The sequence below is a fragment of the Catenulispora yoronensis genome (genome assembly GCF_039531695.1).
Taxonomy (GTDB): domain Bacteria; phylum Actinomycetota; class Actinomycetes; order Streptomycetales; family Catenulisporaceae; genus Catenulispora; species Catenulispora yoronensis.
The window spans coordinates 170,620-192,462 of sequence record NZ_BAAAQN010000005.1; the positions used below are offsets into that span (position 1 = coordinate 170,620).

The 21,843-nt window shown below is 68.6% G+C and carries 19 protein-coding genes, 1 tRNA gene and 1 pseudogene; 11 read left to right on the forward strand and 10 right to left on the reverse strand.

Annotated elements, in window-relative coordinates:
* Window positions 1–27 precede the first annotated feature (27 nt).
* A complete protein-coding gene (locus tag ABD481_RS06160) occupies window positions 28–2,172 on the forward strand; it encodes a glycoside hydrolase domain-containing protein (RefSeq protein ID WP_344664539.1) in 2,145 nt (714 codons plus the stop codon).
* Here the strand turns inward: ABD481_RS06160 and ABD481_RS06165 are convergent.
* Genes ABD481_RS06165 through ABD481_RS06175 form a run of 3 tightly spaced genes read right to left on the reverse strand, consistent with a single transcriptional unit; the run spans window position 2,129 to window position 4,025 of the window.
* Window positions 2,129–3,106: a hypothetical protein gene (locus tag ABD481_RS06165; RefSeq protein WP_344664540.1), complete on the reverse strand. Its 978-nt coding sequence runs from the start codon at window positions 3,104–3,106 to the stop codon at window positions 2,129–2,131. The genes ABD481_RS06160 and ABD481_RS06165 overlap by 44 nt on opposite strands.
* Window positions 3,103–3,825 (reverse strand): cytochrome b N-terminal domain-containing protein, encoded by a 723-nt coding sequence (locus ABD481_RS06170; RefSeq protein ID WP_344664541.1) that lies wholly within the window; start codon window positions 3,823–3,825, stop codon window positions 3,103–3,105. Before ABD481_RS06170 ends, ABD481_RS06165 begins: the two co-directional genes overlap by 4 nt.
* Window positions 3,822–4,025: a hypothetical protein gene (locus ABD481_RS06175; RefSeq protein ID WP_344664542.1), complete on the reverse strand. Its 204-nt coding sequence runs from the start codon at window positions 4,023–4,025 to the stop codon at window positions 3,822–3,824. Before ABD481_RS06175 ends, ABD481_RS06170 begins: the two co-directional genes overlap by 4 nt.
* Before the next feature lie 307 nt (window positions 4,026–4,332).
* On the opposite strand from ABD481_RS06175, the gene ABD481_RS06180 reads away from it, so the two are divergent.
* The gene (locus ABD481_RS06180; RefSeq protein ID WP_344664543.1) at window positions 4,333–5,079 is read left to right on the forward strand and encodes a hypothetical protein; all 747 of its coding nucleotides are present in this window, start codon (window positions 4,333–4,335) and stop codon (window positions 5,077–5,079) included.
* A 106-nt stretch (window positions 5,080–5,185) separates the two neighbouring features.
* Here the strand turns inward: ABD481_RS06180 and ABD481_RS06185 are convergent, their stop codons facing one another.
* The 3 genes from ABD481_RS06185 to ABD481_RS06195 all read right to left on the reverse strand — a co-directional run bounded on the left by ABD481_RS06185 (window position 5,186) and on the right by ABD481_RS06195 (window position 10,042).
* Window positions 5,186–6,121 carry a cation diffusion facilitator family transporter gene (locus ABD481_RS06185; protein ID WP_344664544.1) on the reverse strand — a complete coding sequence of 312 codons (936 nt, stop codon included), beginning with the start codon at window positions 6,119–6,121 and terminating at the stop codon, window positions 5,186–5,188.
* A gap of 105 nt (window positions 6,122–6,226) precedes the next feature.
* Window positions 6,227–9,448, reverse strand: a complete 3,222-nt coding sequence (locus ABD481_RS06190; RefSeq protein ID WP_344664545.1) for an AfsR/SARP family transcriptional regulator — start codon at window positions 9,446–9,448, stop codon at window positions 6,227–6,229.
* Between the two features lie 99 nt (window positions 9,449–9,547).
* The gene (locus ABD481_RS06195; RefSeq protein ID WP_344664546.1) at window positions 9,548–10,042 is read right to left on the reverse strand and encodes a helix-turn-helix domain-containing protein; all 495 of its coding nucleotides are present in this window, start codon (window positions 10,040–10,042) and stop codon (window positions 9,548–9,550) included.
* 346 nt (window positions 10,043–10,388) lie between these two features.
* On the opposite strand from ABD481_RS06195, the gene ABD481_RS06200 reads away from it, so the two are divergent.
* Window positions 10,389–10,703: a hypothetical protein gene (locus tag ABD481_RS06200; RefSeq protein ID WP_344664547.1), complete on the forward strand. Its 315-nt coding sequence runs from the start codon at window positions 10,389–10,391 to the stop codon at window positions 10,701–10,703.
* Window positions 10,704–10,847: 144 nt separating this feature from the next.
* Here ABD481_RS06200 and ABD481_RS06205 read toward each other — a convergent pair whose 3' ends face one another.
* Entirely contained in the window at window positions 10,848–11,066 is a 219-nt protein-coding gene (locus ABD481_RS06205) for a DUF397 domain-containing protein (RefSeq protein WP_344664548.1), read from the reverse strand.
* 606 nt (window positions 11,067–11,672) lie between these two features.
* Between ABD481_RS06205 and ABD481_RS06210 the strand changes: the two genes are divergently transcribed.
* Window positions 11,673–11,745, forward strand: a tRNA-Ala gene (locus tag ABD481_RS06210).
* A 167-nt stretch (window positions 11,746–11,912) separates the two neighbouring features.
* Here the strand turns inward: ABD481_RS06210 and ABD481_RS06215 are convergent.
* A pseudogene (locus ABD481_RS06215) lies at window positions 11,913–12,134 on the reverse strand (integrase); the annotation flags it as partial.
* A gap of 248 nt (window positions 12,135–12,382) precedes the next feature.
* Here ABD481_RS06215 and ABD481_RS06220 point away from each other — a divergent pair.
* Both ABD481_RS06220 and ABD481_RS06225 read left to right on the forward strand, forming a co-directional pair.
* Window positions 12,383–13,165: a hypothetical protein gene (locus ABD481_RS06220; RefSeq protein ID WP_344664549.1), complete on the forward strand. Its 783-nt coding sequence runs from the start codon at window positions 12,383–12,385 to the stop codon at window positions 13,163–13,165.
* A gap of 265 nt (window positions 13,166–13,430) precedes the next feature.
* Window positions 13,431–13,577: a hypothetical protein gene (locus ABD481_RS06225; RefSeq protein ID WP_344664550.1), complete on the forward strand. Its 147-nt coding sequence runs from the start codon at window positions 13,431–13,433 to the stop codon at window positions 13,575–13,577.
* 242 nt (window positions 13,578–13,819) lie between these two features.
* Here the strand turns inward: ABD481_RS06225 and ABD481_RS06230 are convergent, their stop codons facing one another.
* On the reverse strand, window positions 13,820–14,833 hold the full coding sequence (locus ABD481_RS06230; RefSeq protein WP_344664551.1) for an SGNH/GDSL hydrolase family protein: 1,014 nt from the start codon (window positions 14,831–14,833) through the stop codon (window positions 13,820–13,822).
* Between the two features lie 231 nt (window positions 14,834–15,064).
* Between ABD481_RS06230 and ABD481_RS06235 the strand changes: the two genes are divergently transcribed.
* Complete coding sequence (locus tag ABD481_RS06235; RefSeq protein ID WP_344664552.1) at window positions 15,065–15,295, forward strand: hypothetical protein; 231 nt, start codon at window positions 15,065–15,067, stop codon at window positions 15,293–15,295.
* 115 nt (window positions 15,296–15,410) lie between these two features.
* Here ABD481_RS06235 and ABD481_RS06240 read toward each other — a convergent pair whose 3' ends face one another.
* Complete coding sequence (locus ABD481_RS06240) at window positions 15,411–15,959, reverse strand: DUF6790 family protein (RefSeq protein ID WP_344664553.1); 549 nt, start codon at window positions 15,957–15,959, stop codon at window positions 15,411–15,413.
* A gap of 57 nt (window positions 15,960–16,016) precedes the next feature.
* On the opposite strand from ABD481_RS06240, the gene ABD481_RS06245 reads away from it, so the two are divergent.
* From ABD481_RS06245 to ABD481_RS06260, 4 genes are all read left to right on the forward strand, one after another.
* Window positions 16,017–16,436: a MarR family winged helix-turn-helix transcriptional regulator gene (locus ABD481_RS06245; RefSeq protein WP_344664554.1), complete on the forward strand. Its 420-nt coding sequence runs from the start codon at window positions 16,017–16,019 to the stop codon at window positions 16,434–16,436.
* A 263-nt stretch (window positions 16,437–16,699) separates the two neighbouring features.
* Window positions 16,700–20,071, forward strand: coding sequence for an amino acid adenylation domain-containing protein (locus tag ABD481_RS06250; protein WP_344664555.1), 3,372 nt, complete (start codon window positions 16,700–16,702; stop codon window positions 20,069–20,071).
* Complete coding sequence (locus ABD481_RS06255; RefSeq protein ID WP_344664556.1) at window positions 20,058–20,870, forward strand: thioesterase II family protein; 813 nt, start codon at window positions 20,058–20,060, stop codon at window positions 20,868–20,870. The genes ABD481_RS06250 and ABD481_RS06255 overlap by 14 nt, the downstream gene beginning before the upstream one ends.
* A complete protein-coding gene (locus ABD481_RS06260) occupies window positions 20,839–21,837 on the forward strand; it encodes a pyridoxal phosphate-dependent aminotransferase (protein WP_344664557.1) in 999 nt (332 codons plus the stop codon). The genes ABD481_RS06255 and ABD481_RS06260 overlap by 32 nt, the downstream gene beginning before the upstream one ends.
* Window positions 21,838–21,843 lie beyond the last annotated feature (6 nt).

The window sequence follows — 21,843 nt, forward strand, 5'->3', positions numbered from 1 at the left end:
GACCGATGACGACACGGATGGTGGTGGGTGGCAATCGTGGCTGGCTCGCGGGCCCTGCGGTGGTTGGTGTGCTGTTCGTTGGTGGCGTTGGCCGCCGGAACGGCACTGCCGGCCGTCGGAGCGGTCGATCCAGAACCGGTGACCGTGTCGACGGCCTATTCAGGGCCCGGATTCGATCCCTGCTGGGCGCCGAGCAACTCGGAGATGGATGCCTGGCTGCAATCGCCGTATCGCGCCATCGGCGTGTATCTCGGCGGTCCTCGTTATGCGACCGGCTGTCGCGCAGAGAACAGTCAGAACCTCACACCTTCGTGGGTGCACCGACAGGCCGCGAAAGGCTGGCGGTTCCTGCCGATCTATGTCGGCAGCCAGGCTTGGTATCCGTCCGGTGGGACCGATGTGAAGGCCAAGGATGCGGACAAGCCGAAGGGCAACGCGAAGAACACGCCACCCAAGGCGAAGCCCGGTGCGATGGCCAAGAAGCCGACTGCTCAGAAGCCGACTGCTCAGAAGCCGACTGGTGTGAAGCCTGCTGGTGTGAAGCCGGCCGGCCAGAAGCCTGGTGATCAGAAGGCTGCCGCCGATCCGGCCGCCGCCGACCAGCCGCATCTCAGCGATTTCGACGGCCTGTCCACGGACGCGGCGTACGCTCGCGCGCTGACCGAGGCCGATGACGCCGTGCGCTTGGCATCCGGCCTCGGATTCCCCGCCGGAAGCGTCCTCTACTACGACATGGAGGGCTACCCGGGCACCTACCGCACCCAGGTCCTGGCCTACTCGCGCGGCTGGACCGCCGAGCTGCACCGCCTGGGCTACCGCTCCGGCTGGTATTCGAGTTCGGATTCCGGGATCCGCGACCTTTCCCGGGTCTACGGTGCGGATTCCCCCGATGTGGTGGACATCGCCAATTGGAACGGCGCCGACACGGTCGACGACCCCAGCGTCCAGTCCACCCAGTGGAACAACCACCAGCGGGTGCACCAGTCGGACGGAGACCGCCAGGAGACCTGGGGCGGTGTGACCCTGTCGATCGACCGCGACTGGATCGATGTCGGAACCGCGAACCGCGGCACAGTCGAACGCCTCGCCGGTTGGGACCGCGACGCGACGGCCGCCGCTGTCTCGCAGCGCGCCTTCGACTGCGCGGGGTGTGCCACTCTCGGGCGCGACCAGGCCAGGTCGGCCGTGTTGTCCCGGGACGACGGATACGCTGACGCGCTCGGCGGCGCGGCATTGGCGGCGCAGTCCGGGGGTCCGTTGCTGTTGACGCCCACTGCGCGCCTGGGCGACGCGGCAACCGCCGAACTGCGCCGTATTCTCGCTCCTGGTGCGACCGTCTACTTGCTCGGTGGTCCCGACGCGCTGTCGCAGCCTGTTGAGGACGGCGTGCGAGCGGCGGGCTTCGTGCCTGTCCGTATCGCAGGGCACGATCGATATCAGACGGCGGTCCAGATCGCGCAGACGATCTCCCGGGGCCTGATGCCGTCCAGCATCCTTGTCGTCTCTGGTTCCGACTTCCACGACGCCCTCGCCGCGAGCGCGGCGGCAGGCACGCTCGGCACTACCGAGGCTCGCGCCGAACAAGCTGATGGCGTGTTGCCGGCCTCGGCATCCGCTTCGCCAACCGCTGCGCAGCCCGCGCGCCACGGGGCTGTCGTCGTCCTGACCGACGGCACCAAGATGCCGCCCGCCACGGCGGCCTACCTGGACCCTGTCGACCCCCGTGCGACCAAGCTCTACGCCATCGGCGGCGGCGCAGCCACCGCGTTGCCGGCGGCGCACCGCACGTGGCGGCCCGCCGCCGACTTCACCGCCATCACGGCTCCGACCCACGCCGCCACCGCCGTTGCCGTCGCTGAGCGTTTCGTCAGCCAGCCCACCAAGGCGGTCATCACTTATGGCCACGACTGGCCGGACGCGTTGTCCGGCAGCGCGGTCGCCGCTCACTGGAACGCCCCACTCCTGTACACCGACCGGGACGAGATCCCGCGCTCCACGGAGAGCTACCTGTCCGCCAAGACCAGGCCGATCACCACGGAGGTCCTCATCGGCAGCGAACAGGACATCGCTCCCAAGACCGCGACCTTGATCGGTAACGCGATGGCGCCTTCCGGCCTTTGGGATTCGACTATTCCTGCTCCGCCTGCGATCGATAGTGGTCACGCCAGATGAGCCGATAAACGGGGACGAACCGCGGAATCGACCTGAGGCCGGGGATGAACGGCAGGAACAGCAGGATCGCGCTGAGGACCGCCATCGTGCCCCAGACCAGGACGTCGCCGTTGTCAGAGGTCTTGTACGGTGAGATCTGGTACCAGAACGTGAACGGCGCCAGCCATACCTGTCCTGGGAAGTCGCCGACCTCGTTCATCATGCCCCACTGGGTACCGGTCAGATGCTGGGTCTCCGCCTGTGCGGACAGGTCGCTGCCGTCGGCCAGGAACGACAGCGGCAGCGTGTAGTCGGAATGGTAGAAGCTGCTCTCGGAGCCGCTTCCCGAGCCGCCTTCCGCGAGCAGCTCGCTGTCCAGCGAGCCGTTCTGCGCCTGGTAGGTCAGCCCGGCCAGCATCGTCGGCACTGGACCGTAGTCACCCGGCGCGATCTTCGACAGGTCGCCGTCGGCCTTGGTCAGGGCGTCGGAGTAGGCGTCCGTCCACTTCGTCTGCTGGTCGGGGCCGGCGGAAGTCCACGTGTGGAGCGCGTCGGCGACCACAGGGCTTTGCGGTACCGACTCCAACGGCCGCACGACGAAGGCTTCGGCGGTGTCGATCGGATGCGTGACGCCCGCCGCCTTCGCCAGCGCCAACGGACCGAGCTTCTGCCCGTCCGACGCGGTGTTGTAGGGCGGCCCGTAGCCGGCGGTGTCGCTGGAGCCGTCCAGCTCGGCGAGGGCGGTCGTCGTGAAGTCGCCCGGATCGGCGTTCGCCCAGGAGGCGATCGTCATCGGCTTCACGTCCGGAGAGGAGAAGACGGCGGCCAGCGCGACGGTGAGCACCACGACGGCTGCCAGGGCGAGGACGAACTCTTTGACGAGGTCGTAGGGACGGGAGCCGAACGAGTACGGGTCCGGTTCGGTGCTTCCAAGGCGGCGGGTACGGAGCCTCATGCTGACACCTCCGCTTCCGCGGCGGTTTCCGAGACGTGGCGAGGAGCGCTGCCGGGCAAGGGGAGCGGCGGTACGACGCCGCGTCGGCGCACGAGCAGGATGTGCCAGACGACGATGACGGACACGACGAGTGGCAGCAGCGCCACGTGCCACACGATCATCTGGCCGAAGTCCATGGTGTTGAAGTAGGCGCCGACCCCGATCGAGTTCAGCCCGTCCTTGGCCTGCGTCGCGATCCACTGCGAGTCGAAGTTCTGCTGGATCAGGTAGCCGGTCAGCGCGGTGAAGGCCGAGCAGCCGAGCGCCACGACCCCGGTGATCCAGGTCATGGCACGCTTGCCGCGCCAGGCCGCCATGAAGAACTTGGCGATCAGGTGCACCGACATGAACGTCATGAACAGCTCCACCGACCACAGATGCAGGCTATTGACGTAGTGTCCGGTGCCGGACACGTGCCACCAGGCCGCGCCCTTGAGCGCCAGCACGGCACCGGTGGCGACGACGGTCAGGAACGCGGTCAGGGTCAGGACGCCGAAGACGTAGGCCCAGGAGGCGACATACGCGGGCTGGGTGTCGGGGAGGAGGCGCTCCGGAGGCAGGGCCTCGAAGAGGCGGCGGCGCAGGGCACCGGTCCAGCCGCCGGAGTCCGGGCCGGGGGTGGCTTCTTGGCTGGGTTCTTGGACGGGTTCTTGGGTCGGCCCGGCGAACTGCTCGGTCATCGTCCGCCCCGTCCCCTCGGCCGCGGGAACGGCACGATCAACGCCAGCACGAACGCGACCGCGATGACCGCGACCACGACCAGGTTGGCGACGGAGACCTGGAGGATGCCCCAGTGCAGATAGTGGCCGTGGCCGTTGAGGTCCACCGGCGGCGCGAGAGCGAGACGGGGAGGGGCGGGTGCGGTGGCGAGAGAGGTCACATCGTCCTCATCGAAAACGGTCCGCCCGGTGGGGCGGAATGGCAGATCGCCCCGGAGGTGGTCCGGGACGGATGTGCCGGCCGTCGCCGCGAGAGTCTGGTGAACGACGCCTGTTGTGTCAATGCTTTGGCTTTAATGGGCCAGAGCGGAAGCGTGCCCGTTGCTCATTTACGAGCGGCGATAGAGGATCGAAGCCCAATCAGTATGCTGAAGTACGTGCGATCGGCCGGACAGCGAACGTGATTTCGGCCGACGGCTACTGAGCACGCAGTAGTTGTGCCAGTGGCGGGAAAAACGGGGAGTGCGCATGGCAAGGAAGCAACAGGCCATAACGCCGGATTCCGCTCGCCGCATCGGCCGCGTCTTCGCGGTCCTCGCCGGAGCGCTGGCGATGGCGATGGTCTGGGCCGCCTTCACCTTGAAGAGTGCCAACGACGACAAGCTACGCTTCGACGCCGCGCCGCTGTGCACCGGTACCGCGAATGAGCGCACGACGGTTGCTCAGCGTGCTGATTCATGCAAGGCCGAGGTCCCGGCGGTCGTGGCGGCGGTTCGGGTGACCGCGGGCAAGAACCGCATCGCGACGGTCACGCTGACCTTGGCCGGCGGCGCGCCGATCGCCACCGACGTCAAGCCCTACCTCGCACCCGACATCGGAGACTCGGTCACGGCGATCCTGTGGCACGGCCGGTGCGCCGTCATCCGCACGGAGGGGAACGGCGACGTGGCCACCAGCGACAGCCCTGCCCGGCACGTCAGCAACGATGACGCCGGGTTCCTGATCGGTCTGGCCGTCACCGTGGCACTCGAGGCGGTGGCAGGGCTGTTCCTGACGTACTTCCTGGTGGAACATGAGCGCATGGTGCCGGCGTACCTGCTGTCCGGCTTCGGACTGTTCATCGCGGTGGTGGCCAGCCTCGCGCACAACTACGCCGTGACGTTCGCGACGGCTTTTGCGGTGCCGCTGTGGGTGCTGGGCGTGTTCGTGGTGTGGCCGCGCCTCGCGTGGACGCGTCAGAGGAACAACTGGCAGTGGTCGAAAGAGCCGTTGTAGCGAACGAGCGCCACTGTCCAGAGCCCAGCACCCGACCGTTCGGTACCTACTGCCTTCTGACTTCTAGCGCTTAGCGCTTTTAGCGCTTCTGGACCTTCTAACGCTTCTAGCCCGTGATCTCCGGCAGCGGCCCCGGCCGTCGCACATCCGGCTCGATGTAGATCACCTTCGCCTCCGGCACCGCGGCGCGGATCCGCACCTCCGCGGCGTCGATCGCCTTGGCGACCTGCCCCGCCGAGTCGTCGTCCGGCACCGCGACCTTGACCGTGACCAGCAGCTCCTCCGGGCCCAGATACATGGTCCGCAGGTGGATCACGTCCAGGACCGTGCCGCCGTCGACCACGGCCTGCCGGATCGCCGCCACGTCCCGCCGTCCGGCGCCCTCGCCGATCAGCAGACTCTTCATCTCCACCGCGAGCACCAGCGCGGCCGTCACCAGCAGCAGTCCGATGCCGACCGTGCCCACGCCGTCCCAGCGGCCGTCGCCGGTGGCCACCGACGTCAGCACCCCGAACAACGCCAGGGCCAGCCCGAGCAGCGCGCCGGAGTCCTCCAGAAGCACCACCGGCAGCTCCGGGGTCGTGGCGTGGCGGATGAACCCGATCCACGAGCGGCCCTTGCGCAGCCCCTCGGCCGCCTTCACCGCCGTCCGGAACGAGCTGCCCTCCAGCACCGCGGCGAACACCAGGACACCGGCGGCCCAGTACCAGTCGTCGACCGGGCGCGGATGGACGATCTTGTGCCACCCCTCGTACAGGGCGAACAACCCTCCGAGGCTGAACAGCACCACCGAGACCAGGAACGCGTAGACGAACCGCTCCCGGCCGTAGCCGAACGGATGCTCCGGATCAGGCTTCTTCTTCGCCTGCTTGCCGCCGATCAGCAGCAGGATCTGGTTCCCGGAGTCGGCGATCGAGTGCACGCCCTCGGCGAGCATCGACGCGGATCCGGAAAAGGCGAACGCGACGAACTTGCTCACCGCGATGCCCGCATTGGCTCCCAAGGCCGCCAAAACGGCCCTGGTACTGCCACCCGCGCTCATGCGCGTCAACTCCTCGAAACTCGGGACTTTACGGTCCGGAGCGCACAGCGTAGCAACGCTGGGCACGTCAAGGGCGGGTCGAACGCATACGGCCTACTCACACCGCTACACCAGCCGCCGATCGATCGCCTCCGCCTGTTGCCGGTGCTCCTGGGCCAGCCCGAGCTTGCGCAGCCTCGTGAACAGCTCACTCAGCGCACGATGCGCCTGCGTCTGCTCCAACAACGCCGCCGCTTGGCGCGCGACGCCCAGCGCCGCGTTGTACGCCGCGATCGCCTGGGACGTGTCGCCGACCGCCAGATGCGTGCTGCCCACTGCCAGATGCACCTCGCACTGACGCCGCTGGTCGTGGGTCTGCTGCGCCAGCTCGGCCGCGAGCCGCAGAGCCTCGAACGCCGCCGGGTGGTCCGCGAGATGGGTGTGCGCCGACGCCACCAGGATGAGGCTGTCGATCTCGCTGCGATGGTCGCCGAGCGCCCGGAACCCCTGCAACGCCGCCTGGCACGAGACCAGGGCCCGGACGTGGTCCCCGGCGTGCTCGTACACGGCTCCGATGTTGTTGCCCAGCACGGCGGTGATCAACGGATCGCCGAGCGTTCCGGACAGCGTGTGCGCCTCCTGGAAACAGGCCAGCGCCTCATGATGGTGATCGACGCGCCGGTGCAGCTCGCCCAGGTTGATCAGGACATCGCAGATCACTGCCAGGTCGTTCTGCCGTCGGGCGATCGCCAATGCTTGGTTGGCGCGGGTGAAGGCCTGGTCGTGGTGGCCCTGGAAGAAGGTCGCGACGGCCCAGAGGTTCTCGGTCACCGCCACCCGGCTCGCATCGCCGAGGCTTTCGTACAGCGCCGCGGCGGTGCTGTAGGCGCGGACCGCCTGGTCGTGGTCCTCCGCGACGTAGTGTGCGCGGCCGATCTGGAAGTGGGTGTCGGCCTGGCCGTAGCGGTCGCCGAGGACGTCCCAGATGGCCAAGGCGGCGTGCCCGGCCCGCAGCGCCTTCTCCAACTCGTCGGTCCTGATGAACATGCCTGCCTGGTCGGTGAGTAAACGCGCTCTGACGGCGTCGGCTTCGGCGTCAGCTGCGACAGTCGTTTCCGCTTCCGTTTCCGCCTTTGGTTCCGTCTCTGTCTCTGTTTCTGTCTCGGCCTCTGTCTCGGTCTCGGTCTCTGTCACCGGAACGTCGATCATCGGCTCAATGCTCTGCAACGCCTGCTGCCACAGGCCCCTGCGATCCAGATGCTGCGCGAGGACATGGGGGAGCAGCCCGATCTGGCCCCGCCGCCCCGCCTGCGCCGCCCACCCCGTCACCGCGGCGAGATTGAGCTGCTCGTCGTCCAGCCACGTCCGCGCCTGCTCGGCGGTGTCCAGACGAACCCCCTCCAACGGCGCCGAAGCCGCCGGGTAGGCCAGCGCCCGACGGCGCGGGTGCAGGGCGTGATCGGCCCGGGCGCTCGCCGCCTCGTAGAACGCGATGGCCCGGTCGACACCCTGCTGGTTGTCCTGGAGCTCCTCCTCGCCGGCCTGCGCCAGGATGTATTGGCGCAGCAGGTCGTGGAGCCGATAGCGGTGCGAACTGGTGTGGTCCAGGAGCCGGTGGTCCACCAGCGCGTCCAGGCGGACGTCGGTGTCGGCCGGCTCGCCGCGCGACATCGCGGCCGCGGCCGGCAAGCCGATGTCCGGGCCGGGATGCGCGGCGATGTAGCGCAGCAGATCGCGCAGCGGGGCGCTCAACGCCTGGAACGACATCGCGAACGCGGTGTGGATCGGGCCGGTCAGCGGATCCTCGGCCAGCGCCCGCGAGGTCGTCGACAACCGCGCGACCAGGTCGCCGACCGTCCACACCGGCCGGCTGCGCAGATGCCCGGCGGCCACCGTGATGGCCAGCGCCAGGCCGCCGCAGCTCCGGGTGAACCGGGCCAGGTCGTCGTCGTCGGCCAGCGTGCGGTCCGTGATGTGCGCCAGGATCTCGGTCGCCGCCGCGTCGGGCAGCGGACCGAGCGTGCGCTGCCGGATCCCGGAGGGCCCGGTCAGGCGCCGCCGGGAGGTGACGAGCACGATCGTGCCGGCCGCCGCCGGGATCAACGGCTCGATCTGGGCCGTGTCCTGGGCGTCGTCGAGGACGATCAGGTACCGGCGGCCGCTCGTCCGCTTGCGCCAGAGGGCGGCCAGCGCCGGAAGCGTGTCCGCCCGGCCCAGCTGCCGCCACGGCGTCCCGACCGCTTCCAGCAACTGGGTCAGCGCCTGGCGTGGATCCACCGGCGGGAGATGCGGGTCGTGGGTGTGCAGATTGATCTGCAACGAGCCGTCGGGACAGCGCGAGCGCAGCCGATGCGCGGCGTGCACGGCGAGCGTCGTCTTGCCGATGCCGGCCAGGCCGTCGACCGCGAACAGCGCGCCGCGCGTCCCGGGCCGCAGGTCCGCGGTCACGGCGTCGACCAGGGCGGCCAGGTCCTCCTCGCGCCCGGCCACGTGGGGCGGGTCGGGATCGAGGGTGTCGACGGGGGTCGGGGCGCCGGTCGCTCCTGGTGTTCCGGCCGCGCCGCCTGCTCCGGCCGCCCCGGCTGCTCCGGCTGCGAGCGGGCGCTGCGACGTTGTCCCGTTGAGCAGCCGCTGGTGCAGCATCCGCAACTCAGGGCGCGGGTCGGTCCCGGTCTCGGAACGCAGCCGCTCCCGGACCTCCCGGTACAGCGCCAGCGCGTCGCCGGGACGCCCGGCCCCGTCCAGGGCGGTCATCAGCAGTTCCGTGACCCGCTGGTCGATCCGGCCGGACGACAGCTCCGTGAGCTCCGCCACCGCGTCGTCGGCACTGCCGCCACTGCGCAGGTCCAGCTCGATGCGCCGAAGCACGGCGGTCCGGAGCTTGTCGGTCAGGACCCTGCGAACGGTGTCCGCCCACACTCCCGCCAGACCGGCCAGGGGCTCGCCGGTCCAGAGCGTCTCCGCCTGCCGGAACAACTTCCTGGCCGACTGCGGATCAGCCCCGGCGCGGGCCTGCGCCTGCGACACCAGGAGATCGAAGCGGTGGACGTCGACCGCGCCGGCCGGGACGTCCATCCGGTATCCGGCCCGGCTGCTGGTGATGACCTCGGCCTGATGCCCGGCCTCGCGCAGCCGCCGGCGTAACCGGGAGATGTAGGCCTGGAGCGTGGCTTTGAACTTCTCCGGTGGGTGCTCGTCCCACAGCCGGTCGGCGAGCGTCCGCGCGGAGACCGCGCGACCGCGTTCCATGAGCAGAATCGCCAATACGGCCTGTTCCTTGGTCGTACCGGCCTCCTCGAAACGATCTTCGAGGACGAGGCCGACCGGACCGAGCACGTTGTACTGCATGGGTGCCCCCCTCGTGCACTTGCAGGACGTCGCTCTGCCACCAATGGTCGCACCGCCGCTTATCGGACTCCAGAGGCGGTTCCTGCCAAATGGCGTCCGCTAGGAGGCAACAGGCTCCAATTCCACCCGGCAGCCCAGGCGGTCGGCCCAGACGATCAATGCGATCGACCGCGGAAACATTTGCACATCTTCCCAGCGCTGCAGGGATGATCTGCTCACCCCGAGCAACAAGCCAAGATCTGTTTGTGTAAGTTTCCGAATCATGCGCTGGGCCCGCAACGGCATCGCCAGCCGCCGCATTTCACATGCCTCCCACGTCTCCCCGTCACCGGGCTCCACCGGCGGCAGCGGCGGACTCGCCCCCGGGGATTCCGTGATCACCAACCGGAATCCCAATTCCCGCGCCCAACTGATGAGGTGATCCAGATTCGGCGCGTCCGATCCCCGCTCCCAGTCCTGCAACGCCCGGTTCGACACCCCCGCCAAGCTGGACAGCGCCACCTGCGAGAGCTCGGCCGCCCGCCTGGCCAGCAACAGCTGCGATTGGATCTCTCGTAGTCGCCGCTGCGCCGCCACGTTGATCCGCAAAGCCATTCCCCACACCCCGCACGTCATGGCCGCCGGAATGATCCTCCGGCGGTGGAAAACCTCGGGACATTGCCCTGGCCTGGCCTCCCCGAATGATCACTGAATCAAACCCGCGGCAGTCGGGGGAATCCCGCACGCCGTGGCCAAACAATGCAAGAAATGAGAATTTCTTCATTTGGATTTCCCGAGAAGGGCTCACTAGGATTGCCCTATGGTCAAGTAGGCGATGGTGCCTGACCTGGCCTTGTGCTCATTCCTGCCCGTAACGCAAATATCCCAGCACCATACGCGCGATTCATGGCGAAAACGACCATGGCGCGAAAGTTCATTCTGAACGAATAGGAGTCGTTGCGTGAAGCGGATATCCGCACCTGTCGCCACCCTGGCGGCAGGTTTGATCATTATCAGCGGTGCCTCCACCCAGGCCTCGGCCGCCACCCGCGGCACCGCACCCGCTCAGCAGGTTCAGCAGGTTCAGCACCAGCCGCAGGCGCAGTACGTCATCCACGACGCGACCTTCATCCACCACATGAACGGCGGCCCTGACGCCGCCCCGGTCCAGCGCCAGTTCACCGTCCGCCCCGCGACCTTCATCCACCACATGGACGCCCCGGGACCCGACGCCACCACGCCCGCCGCTCAGGCACAGCCCACCCTCACCGCCTGACCCGCTCCGCCACCACACCCCCCGCACCACACCCCCGAACGCCGCGCGGCCCGGACGGATGACCTCCGCCCGGGCCGCGCCACGTCCTCAGCCTTCCCCTCGCTCTACTCCCAAGCCCCCTCCCGACCCGCTCCCGACCCTCTCCTAGCGCGGCATGGTGAATTCGCCATTGAACACACCCAGCTCGAAGGCCTCCCAGCCGGCACGATCGAACACCAGCACCGGCCCATCAGGTTGTCGACTACTACGAACCCGGGCCTCGACCCCCCGTTCACCATCGACCAGCTGCACCTCCACGCTGTCGACCGTGCCACCACTGAAACTGCTCTTGACCCAGTCCTGGTCCTGACACTGCGGGCTCATCGCCCCTCCTCCCGTCAAACACCCCCGCGCCCCCGGAGTAGGCCCCCCGACACGGCGCCTAGCCGCAAACGGCACCCCGACCACGACTCCGCTGTCCGGCCAGCAACCGCCCAGGTGGCAAGCGAACCGCAACTGACCTCGGCCGTTCCGTCTGCACAAGAGTGCTTCCACCCCCGGTTGCCATCCCGCTTGCCGTTCACTTGACGTCCGGCTTGCACACGCCCGCGCACGCGCCCCCACCCACCCCCACACCCCGGTTTGGAACAACCCGATCCACACCCGCCGCACCAACCCCACCAACCCCACCGCCAACAGACCCACCGCACCGAACAGCAGTCACCCACCCACACCCGGCACGATGATCCGCACATCCGAATACTTCTCCGCCACCCCGGCCCAAAACACCCGCACCACCCCCAGTGCCGCCGCCGGCCCCCACACCGCCGCAACCCGCCACCCACCGACCCCCACCCCACCCCCGAACCCCACCCAAAAACCCCAGGTCGCGAATCGATTTCCCTTCCCGCCCCAGGTCTGGCTAATATAGGCAACGCCCGCCGGGGAGATCAGCAAGATCGATCGGAAGATCTCGCCGGGGGACCAGATGGGGCTTTAGCTCAGTTGGTAGAGCATTTGTCTGGCAGACAAAAGGTCAGGGGTTCAAGTCCCCTAAGCTCCACAAAGAACATCCTCCGGGGTGTTCGCGCAAGCAGGTAACGGCCCCGACCGCCAGGTCAGGGCCGTTTTTGCGTCCACGGGTGTTCGAACGCCGGGTCTCATCCAAACTCGCTTTGGATCGTGGTTTGGTGCTGTCTGTGGCGAATACGTGGTGAAGTGTCGGCCCGATCAGGCGTCCTCATCCGCCTCCGGCTCGCTCCACTCCAAAGCCGCCTCGATGCGCTTGCGTGCGAGTTCCTCTTGGCCGTCGATGCACTTGGCGTAGGTGCTGAGCAGCATCTCGACGCTGTGGCCGGCCCACTCGGCGACTTGCGGTGCGGTGATACCCGCGTTCAGCCAGGGGGACAGGCAGGCAGGGCGAAGATCATGGGGCCGTTTGGCCAAGGGCGACTCGTAATTTGGAAGCGTGCAGTCCTGAAGCCGCAGCGCGAGTACTTCACTCGGCCGCAGCCCGGTGTAGTACAGGGTTGCGAAGAAGCCCGACGAGTCGCGGCCCGGTCTTCATCGACCAGCTTGAGCGGTATCGTCTCCGCCTTCGTCGCCGAGGCTGCGTAGCGCAGAAACCATGGTGAGCCGATGCGGCGTGCTGACGTACCCTTCCGCGCATGTTCCCAAGTGCTCGTCCGCTCACTGTTCCGATGAAGGCTGACTCGGTGCTGTCCCCACGGCTGGCATTCGGCCATCTTCCGTTGTTCCCCGATGACGAGGACTACCCGCCGAACGCCATCTACTTCTCTCTGCTTCCTGACGAAGGCGGCCTGGGGCGGGTGACGTTCGAGGATCTCGATGCTGTTCGCGGGTCACGCGGGGAGCACCTGCCGTATCCACGAAACGTTCCGCTCACCGCGCCGGTGGCGACCAGAGAGTGGGTGTTCGAGGTCACCGACTCGCCGTGGCTCGCCGAACGCGACGCCTACGAGAACCACCACTACCGGACGCCTCTGCTCGATACCCACCAGCACTACCTGTTCAGCTTCCACGATCAGTTCGTCGAAGCCATCGCACGGGGCATCTGGTTCGACAAGCCGGACCCCGACAAGCCGCTGGTCCCATCGCCGGCCCACCCGTTGGCACCGTTCAGCCAGGCTGACCCGGCCGAAACGTACCGATCACCCTCTGGCGTCCCGTGGGAGCTCAGACGCAGCAGCAAAGACGAGGCGACTCTGATTCGGGACTCCCGCCTGTGCTCCCAGCGCCTGTATCAGTTCAACCTGGTTCTCGACGGCGAAAGCCGCGAAGCGGCAAGCGTGTGGCTTCGCACGTCGCGTGGACGCACCTACTCGCGGATGACGCGGAACTGGGTTGGTGAGCTGACTCGCCGCGATGGCCTGGCAGAGTACGACGACTTCCTCGACGAGTGGGAGCGCTATACAGCCGAAGTCGCTGATCGCCGACGGTCGATCGGTAAGCCACTTGAGTAGCGGCTGAGCCGGTTTCGTCCTCAGCTCGCGACTCCTCCGCGATCCGCAATCAGCTCCTTAATAGATATCTGCGCGGGGGGTCGGGCAGCCGGGTGCCTGCTAACGATCAAGAGGGGGATGATCTCTCTTTGCTGGGGCGATCTCCAGAAATTTCAAGAACGAACCGATTGGCCTATGGCTGGCCGCGTGTGTGAAGCCCTGGCATCGCCGATTCTGCAAATGTGCCAATGGCAGGTGTCTCCACGGCACCGCATAGCCTGAAGCCATGACGATCTCGCAGGCTGATCAGGACTGTGTCGCGGCGTGGTGCGAGCAGCGGGTTCGCTGGCATCTCCGCGACGAATTTCCCGCCACCAGCGAGATCCAGACCCTTCTCGATATCGTTGCCGACCCGCGCAACGAGTTCGAGTGATCCATGTCAGTGATCCATGTCGTGGTCGTGTTGTCACTGTGATGCTGGGGGTCGGCTCGTGACCGGCGAACGCCGGCTTCCTGCGCCGGACGGCGTGGACGTCTGTTCGACTTGGTGCTGCCTCAGCTGGCACGCCCGGCAGTGGTGTTCAAGCACCGCAAGATCAGCTCCGTTGGGGATCGCCAGGACCGGTACCGTCCTACCAACAGACAGCACCGGCCCTGATTCGCTTCCCCGGCAAATCAGCTTTCGAGCAGGGCGATGCGGATGGCTCGTTCCACGTGCGCGGCGGTGTTGGCGTAGCCGGCTGCGTTGGGGTGGACCAGGGTGATGCGCTTTTTGAGGAGGGTGCAGTTCAGCAGGGTTCCGGGGAGGCTGGATGGCCAGTAGTCAGCGGCGTCGCCGCAGATGCCTTCGACCCACTTCGTGCCTGCGGGCTGGCAGGCGTCGTGGCCGATGCTGGAGGAGTAGATGTCGACGTAGCGGTCGCCGAAGAAGTTGGAGACGCGCTCGATGGTGTTGTTCAGTTGCTTGAGGACGTCTTCGCGGAGCCAGTCGATGTCGCTGGCGTTGATGGAGCCGACTTGGGTGAGGCTGAACTTGGTGCAGGTGGTGCCTGCTTCGGGCAGTACTGCGGGGTAGCCGACGGTGATCACCTTGGCGTTGGGGGCGGCCTGGTGGACGTGGGCCAGCATTTCGATGTACTCGTCCTGGACGCGGGCGAGCTTTTCTTGGACGCTTTCCTCGCCGGCGGGGGGATTGGTGAAGTGGTCGCGGCAGGACTTGCCGATTGCGCCTTGCTGGAGGCAGGTGAGGAGCATGCCGCCGAAGGGCAGGCTGTTGCCGCCGACGCCGATGGTGACGACGTCGGTGTTGGTGGTGAGGTGAGCTCGCTGGATTTGTGTGTCCACTGCGGGCCAGCCGTCGGCGGGCGGTTGGACCGGGCTGATCGGCTTCTGCTTCGCCGTCGCGATGTCGGCGATTGTCGCGTTGCCGCAGCTGACGTTGGTCAGGTGGACGGGCTTGCCGGGCGGGAATTCGGCGAGCTCGCGGTCGACGACGTCGGGGTAGGCGTTGGTGGTGCGGTCGCAGCCGTCGCGTGATGCGTCGCCCAGGGCCGGCAGGGGGTCTCCGACGAAGCCGCCGGCGGTGTAGGAGTCGCCCAGGGCGGCCCACTCGTAGGAGTTCGCTGCGCTCGCGGAGCCCATGGGCGAAAGGGCGGCAGTCGCTGTCAGTGCGAGCCCCAGGGCCAGCACGCGTGTTCGTGAACGGAAAACAGGACGCATGGATCCTCCAGCATCAGTGAATGACGCCCGGACCGAAAGGTGGTTCCGGGCATACACATGTCGATCAAGATCATCCAAGATCTTTGGTGACTTGCTGGGGAGAAACGCCCTTTTACTACCAAGTGATCCATAGATTTATGAAGCGGGGGTCTGTGATGGGCCGGTCATTGCGGCGGCCCTCGCTAGTGGGATCATGTGACCATGGCGGAGGAGCTTACGGAACGGCTCAGTGACGATGAGATGCGTCAGTTGATCAAGCTGCTGGTGCGCTACTGCAACTCTGATCTGGACCAGTTCGATGATTGGCGGGTCACGTTGCCGTGGGGCGAGGCGTACATCTCGATCTCCAACGCTCTGCCGCCTGGTGTGCCGCGGGATGCCTTCACGGAGGTTTGGCCATTCTCTCCGAAATTGCGTGAATCCAACGGCTGACACTGTTCGACAGAGTTCGAGTGAGCGGCCAAGACGCGCTGACGGCGGCGCCCGCGCCTTAACAGGCTTTGCGGGCGCCGCCTCAGTCTTTAGTCCTTAAGTTCTTAGTCCTTCGTCACGCGTGCTTCGCGAGCTGTGCCCGTACCGGCGGCGCAACCGCCTCAGCAGCCGGCAGCCGCTGCTCGCGCCAGGCCAGGAAGATCATGACCGCCGGGAGCAGGATGTCGGTCGCCAGCACGCCGCCGGTGTTGCCCGGTTGGTGGTCGGCGTGGGCGAACCACTGGTAGACGTGGCCGATGGCCGCGCCCCAGAGGAACATGCCGGCGACGATACCGATGGTGAGGCGTTCGCGGGGGGTGGCAGAGCGCGAGGCTGCTCGGAAGGCCATGACGGCCAGCGCCAGGTTCGCGAAGGCGATCTCGAATTGGAACGGGCTGCGGGTGAAGCCGATGGCGTCGGCCATGGTGTCGGGTCCGATGAGGAAGGCCGCCGTCATCCAGAGACTGCTGCAACCGAGGGCGGCGACGGCCCACCAGCGTTGCCAGGTTTGTAGCGCGGCTCGCTGCGAGGGGCTGCGGCGGGTGCGGACGAACGCGCCAGCCACGGCCAGCAGGATCCAGAAGAGGGGAAATGCGGACTTGAGGGTGTAGGTCACGGTGTCCATGGTTCGAATCTTGCATGGTTAATTTTAACCGCGCAACACTTCTGGTAGGCTCGTCTCATGGACGACGGGCTCGCAGACCTGCTGCACCGCGTGGTGTACCTCCTCGGCGAGGCCACCCGGAGACGGACCGACGACGCGGCGGGCCTGAGTTACAGCCAGATACGGCTCCTCGGCACGCTGGAGGAGATCGAGCCCGCGACGCAGCACCGCCTGGCGCAGGCGATGTCGGTCTCCGACCCGGCGGTCAGCCGCGCGTTGCGCCCGCTGGAGGCCGCTGGGCTCGTGCAGGTGCGCGTCGATCCGGAGCACGCGCGGCGGCGTTTGGTCGAGACGACCGAGGCGGGCCGGAAGGCGTTCCACGACAGCGGCAAGCCGCTGTACGACGAGCTGCGCGAGGGCCTGCTCAGGGCGGACTTCCCTTATGAGCGCTACCTCGCCGACACCGAGAGGCTGGCGCAGATCCTCGAAGGCGCCTGAGGCAGGGCAGCGAAACAGAGAGTCATCGCCGAGACCTGTGAATGGAAGCCCGCCGCTGAGGCGGTGATTCGGCGATCGCGCAGACAGCGCTCATCACGACCGAACCGCCCTGGTCGGCGCCCCGACCGGCATCTGCTGCTGGGAACGTCGGAGATTTGCCGATGCGTTGCCTGGCGGTTGTCTGCGGACGCGGCATGCAATGGACCGAGCGTGGACCGTGGCGAACCCGCGGGCGGGACTCGCGTTGACGAAGGGCGTCCCACATGCATGCTTCGGACGGCGGTGACGGCTGGGTCGGCCGTGCCCGGCGCAGGATGCTGAGTGTCGACACCGGTGGTGGGGTTTCGCCCTGGCATCTGGTGGTCGCATCCGAGGTGGTCGGACCGCTGGATGGTGACCTGCTGCGCCAAGCTCTGGGCCGGCTCGGTCAGCGTTTTCCGGCGCTGTGCACGGTCTTCACCGGTGATGGCGACACGGATGGCAACACCGATGGCGACACCGATGGCAATGGCGATAGCGGAAGCGAGCCGCGAAGCCGGGTGGTCGCTGGGTGGCAGCCGACGCTGCTGGAGCAGCAACTGCCGGCGAGTGCGGCCGATCCCGTCGAGGTCGCTGAGGAGTTGCTGCTTCCGGCGGCGGCTGTGCTGTTGCGGCCATTCGAGCGGCCGCCGGTTGTCTTCGTGCTTTGCCACGTAGGGCCCGAGCTTGCGGTGCTCACGCTTCTGGCGCACCAGGCCGTTGTCGGTGTTCGGGAGACCACGCGTCTGTGGGACGAACTCGTGGCCGAATATCGTGGCCTGACTACCTCGGACCCCGCAGACGAAGCGGCGGCCGTGCCGGAGTCCGCATCGGTCACCGCAGCCGCGACCGCGGACCTGCTCGCCGAGCGCGTGCAGCACCTAGCCGCCTGGCCCGGCGTCGTGGAACTGCCCAGCGATCTGACGCGCCCGGCGACGCAGACCTTCGTCGCCGCACGACTGCCCTTCGCCCCGTCCCCCGAGCTGTACGCAGGCTGCGCGGAACTGGCGCAGCGCGTTGACGTGCCGCTCGACACCGTGCTGCTGGCCGGTTGGGCTCTGACTGTCGGTCGGCGTGCCGGGGTCGGCCGGCTTCTTGTCGAGACGCAGCCCGCCGACGGTACCGGCCTGGTCGCCTGCGAGCTTGCGCCGGATGCCACCGTCGCCGAGTACCTCGAAAACACCGCCCGAGCGATGGCCGAGGCTCGGCGCTACAACGGCATCGCCTTCGACGACCTGGCCGACGCGCTCGACGCCGTTGGCGATGCCGATGCCAACGCCGACGTCAACGCCGTGCGCCGCCGGCTGGTGCAGTTCGCCTTCGAAACCGTCGGCGAGCCGCGGGTTGTGCACGCCGGCCCCACCCGGTTCGAGATACGGCCCGCCCGGCTCGGCGGCATCGACGGCGACGCGGTTCTGCGCGCCCACGACCAGGGCCGGACGCTGGAACTGGAGTACGCGGCCTCGGTCCTGTCCCCGCAAGAGGCCGCGGACCTGATAGGCAGCTTCACACAAGCTCTGTCGGATCTGATCGCCGACCCCAGGGGCGCGCTCGCCGACATCACCACGGTCACCGCCGAGCAGGCCGAGCGTGTGGCAGCCGTCGAACACGGCCCGGACGTCGACTCCACAGACGGGCTCTGGCAGCTCATCGAGCAGGCCGCCGCCGAGCACTCGGACGCGATCGCCCTGCGGGATGAACACCGGACTCTGACATACGCGGAGTTCGTTGCGGCAGCTGAGGATCTGTCCGCCGACCTGGCCGCCGTCGGAGTCCGCGAAGGGGACCGGGTCGCGGTCACGGTCCGCCGGTCGGCCGAGCAGATCGTCGCCGTCGCGGCGCTGATCCGGATCGGGGCGGCCTACGTCGGCATCGAGACCGACATGCCGCCCGCGGCGGCGGCGCTGATCCTCGACACCGCCGAGGTCCGCGTGATCGTCGGCGACGCCGATCGGGTCGCGGTGCTGGGCGAGGCGGCGAGCGGCCGGATCGTGCTCGCCCCGGCTGGTACCAGCGCTGCGCAGGGCGCCCGCGACGCCCGCGACGCCCACGACGCACCAAAGGCCCCCGCCCCCGCAGCCCCGGACCCCGCACGCACCGCCTACCTGACCTTCACCTCAGGCACCACGGGCCGCCCCAAGGGCGCCGTGATCCCGTGTCGCGCGGTCGTACGCCTGTCCCGCCGCGCGACCTGGCTGCGGCCCGGCGCGACCGCCCGGTTCCTGCGCATCGCGCCCATGGCGTTCGACGCGTTCACCTTGGAGGTGTTCCCGGTCCTGCTGGCCGGCGGCACTCTGGAGATCTTCCCCGAGGGCCACATCGCCGTCGACGCTCTGACCGCTTTCCTTGCCGACCGCGCCGTTACCGGCCTGTACCTGTCGTCCGGGTTGTTCCGCCTGGTCGCGGACTTCCAGCCGGAGGCCTTCACCAGCGCGGTGCAGGTGCTGACCGGCGGTGAGGTCGTGCCGACGGCGCAGGTGCGCCAGGTGCTACGGGCCTGCCCGAGCCTGACGATCACCAACGGGTTCGGCCACTCCGAGAACACCAGCTTCACCGTCGTGCACCACGTCGGCGACCCGGCCGAGGCCGGTGCCGCGCTGCCGGTGGGCCGGCCGATCGACGGCACCGGCGTGCTGGTCCTCGACGACTCCGCACGCCCGGTCCCGCCGGGCGCCGTCGGCGAGCTCTACGCGTACGGCGACGGTTTGGCCGACGGCTACGCCGGGCTGCCGGAGGAGACCGCTTCGTCCTTCGGCGACTTCGGGCGGCCCGACGGCAGGCGCCTGTATCGCACCGGCGACCTGGTCCGGTGGGGTGGCGACGGCTTCCTGCGGTACGTCGGGCGCCGGGACCGGCAGGTCAAGATCCGCGGCTTCCGGGTCGAGCCCGACCACGTCGCGGGCATCCTGCGCGCGCATCCGGCCGTCCGGGACGCGGCGGTGGCCGTGGTCCCCGGCGAGCACGGCGACAAGGTGCTGCTGGCCGCGGTGGTCCCGTTCCACGGCGACGCGTTGCCGCCGGATCTGCGGACGTTCGCGGCGCTCCACCTCCCCGGCTACAGCCGGCCCAAGCAGTGGGCGGCGGTCGAGGAGTTCCCGGTGACGCGCAACGGCAAGCTCGACGTCGACCGGCTCGCCGCGCTGGCGGGGCCGTTCCCGGAGCCGCCGGCCGAGGAGAACCCTGACAGCCGCGATCACTCTGACCGCCCTGAAGACACTCCCGCTGACACCCGAGCCGACACTCCCGTCGACACCGCTGACGACAGCCTGACCCGCGCCATCGCCGACGCCTGGGAGCAAGTCCTCGGCCACCGCGACTTCCGGGGCAGCGACTGGTTCTTCGACGTCGGCGGCGACTCGCTCCGGCTGATCCGCGTGCAGGCCATCCTCAGCCGCACCCTGCCCGACTGGAACATCACCATCAGCGACCTCTACAGCTATCCGGCCATCGACGACCTGGTCACCGTCCTCTGCGCGGACGACGCGGACTACGCGGACGACGCCGACGACGCGGATGACACCGACACGGCCACCGCCGCCAACCTGGCCACCGCCGCCCCGAACACCGCCGCCCCGAACACCGCCCCCAAGGAGGCGACCACCCATGCCCCGGCGTGACCGACCAGCCGCGAAGCCGGAGTGGCTCTCGCCGCTGCGCCGCGCCGGAGGCCCGGTGCGCTCCCGCCTCGTCGTCGTCCCCTACGCCGCCGCCGGCGCCACCGCCCTGCGCCCGGTCCTGACCGGCCTGCCGGAGGACGTCGAGCTGCTCGGCGTGTCGCTGCCGGGCCGGGAGCGCCGGTTCGGCGAGCCGCCCGCCGGCAGCATCGAGGAGATCGTCGAGCCGGTGGTCGCCGAGCTCACCGCCCGGGAGCCGGTGCCGACGACCTTGTTCGGGCACTGTATGGGCGCCAGCCTCGCCGTGGTGCTGGCTCTGCGCCACCCGGAGTTGTTCGGCGGCCTGGTGGTCAGCGGCCAGGACCCGCCCGGGGGGCCGTGGGACGCGGCCGACCTGGAAGACACCGAGATCGTGGAGTTCCTGGCCGCCGCCGGGAACACCGCTCCGGAGCTGCTGTCCGACACGTTCTGGCGGGAGAAGCTGATCACCCTTTTCCGCAGCGACGCCGCGCTCGGCACCCAGGCCTGGCGGGCGACCGCGGACGGGGTGGTGCTGGAGCAGGACCTGCTGGTCCTCGGCGGCACCGAGGACCCGTACGTGGACGCGAGCCTGCTGCCCGGCTGGGCGGCGTGCACCACCGGACGCTGCGAGGTGCTGGCGCTGCCCGGCGACCACTTCTTCGTCATCGATCCGCCCAACATCCCGGCCATCGCGCGCCCGCTCGGCGATCTCGTCCTCGGCGCGCCCGCGAGTAGTACAGGAGGCGACCATGGTGGCAGCACACGTGTCGGACGACCGTGAGGCTCTGCTGGACTGGAACGAGAGTCCGATCGGCCCGCCGCCGATGGCGGTGAAACGGATCATGGAGGCGGCCGGCCGGCTCCACCGCTATCCGCGCGGCCTGATGGAGACGGTCGCGGCGTCCTGCGCCGCGCACCTCGGAGTGGCGCGCGAGCAGGTGCTGCTCACCTCCGGGGTGGACGAGGCCGTGGACGTGACGCTGTCGCTGGTCGACCGGGCCTGGAGCGTGCAGCCCGGCTTCGACGGGTATCCCGAGCGCGCCGCGGCGATGGGCAAGCCGTTCGGTGCCATGGAGCTCGACGAGCGCTGGCAGCCGCCGGCGCCGCCGGCCGGACTCGGCGCCGGCGACATCGTCTACCTGGCCCAGCCCGGCAACCCGATCGGGCTGCTGCTGCCCCAGGACTGGATCGACGCGCTGAGCGCCGAGTTCGTCCTGATCGACGAGACCTACGTCGAGTTCTCCTCCCGGCCCAGCGCGCTGACCGGCGGCCTGCCGCCCGGCCGCCTGGTCTACCGCAGCTTCTCCAAGGCCGCCGGCCTGGCCGGCATCCGGATCGGCTGCCTGGTCGGGGACGCGGCCACGATCGCCCGGCTGGAGCCGATGCGCCGGTTCATGCCGATCGACGCGGTCAGCCTGAACGCCGCGCTCGGGCTGCTGGAGGAGCCGGAGTTCATGGTCCGGCTGGCCGACCACGTGCTCACGGCCCGCCCGGCGCTGTGCGCGCTGCTGCGCGACAGCGGCCTGTTCGACGAGGTCGTGGAGTGCGAGACGAACTTCGTGCTGGCCCGGCCGACCCCGGCCCTGGCCGGTGCCCTCGCCCGGGAATGCGACCGCGACCTGGTCCGGGTCAAGGACTGCGCCGTGCTCGGCCTGCCCGGCTGGCTGCGGATCAGCGTCGGCGCCCCGGACGACCAGAAGCGCCTGGCCGACGCCCTCGGCCGCGTGACGACCACGACGAAAGGCTGAAGCGAC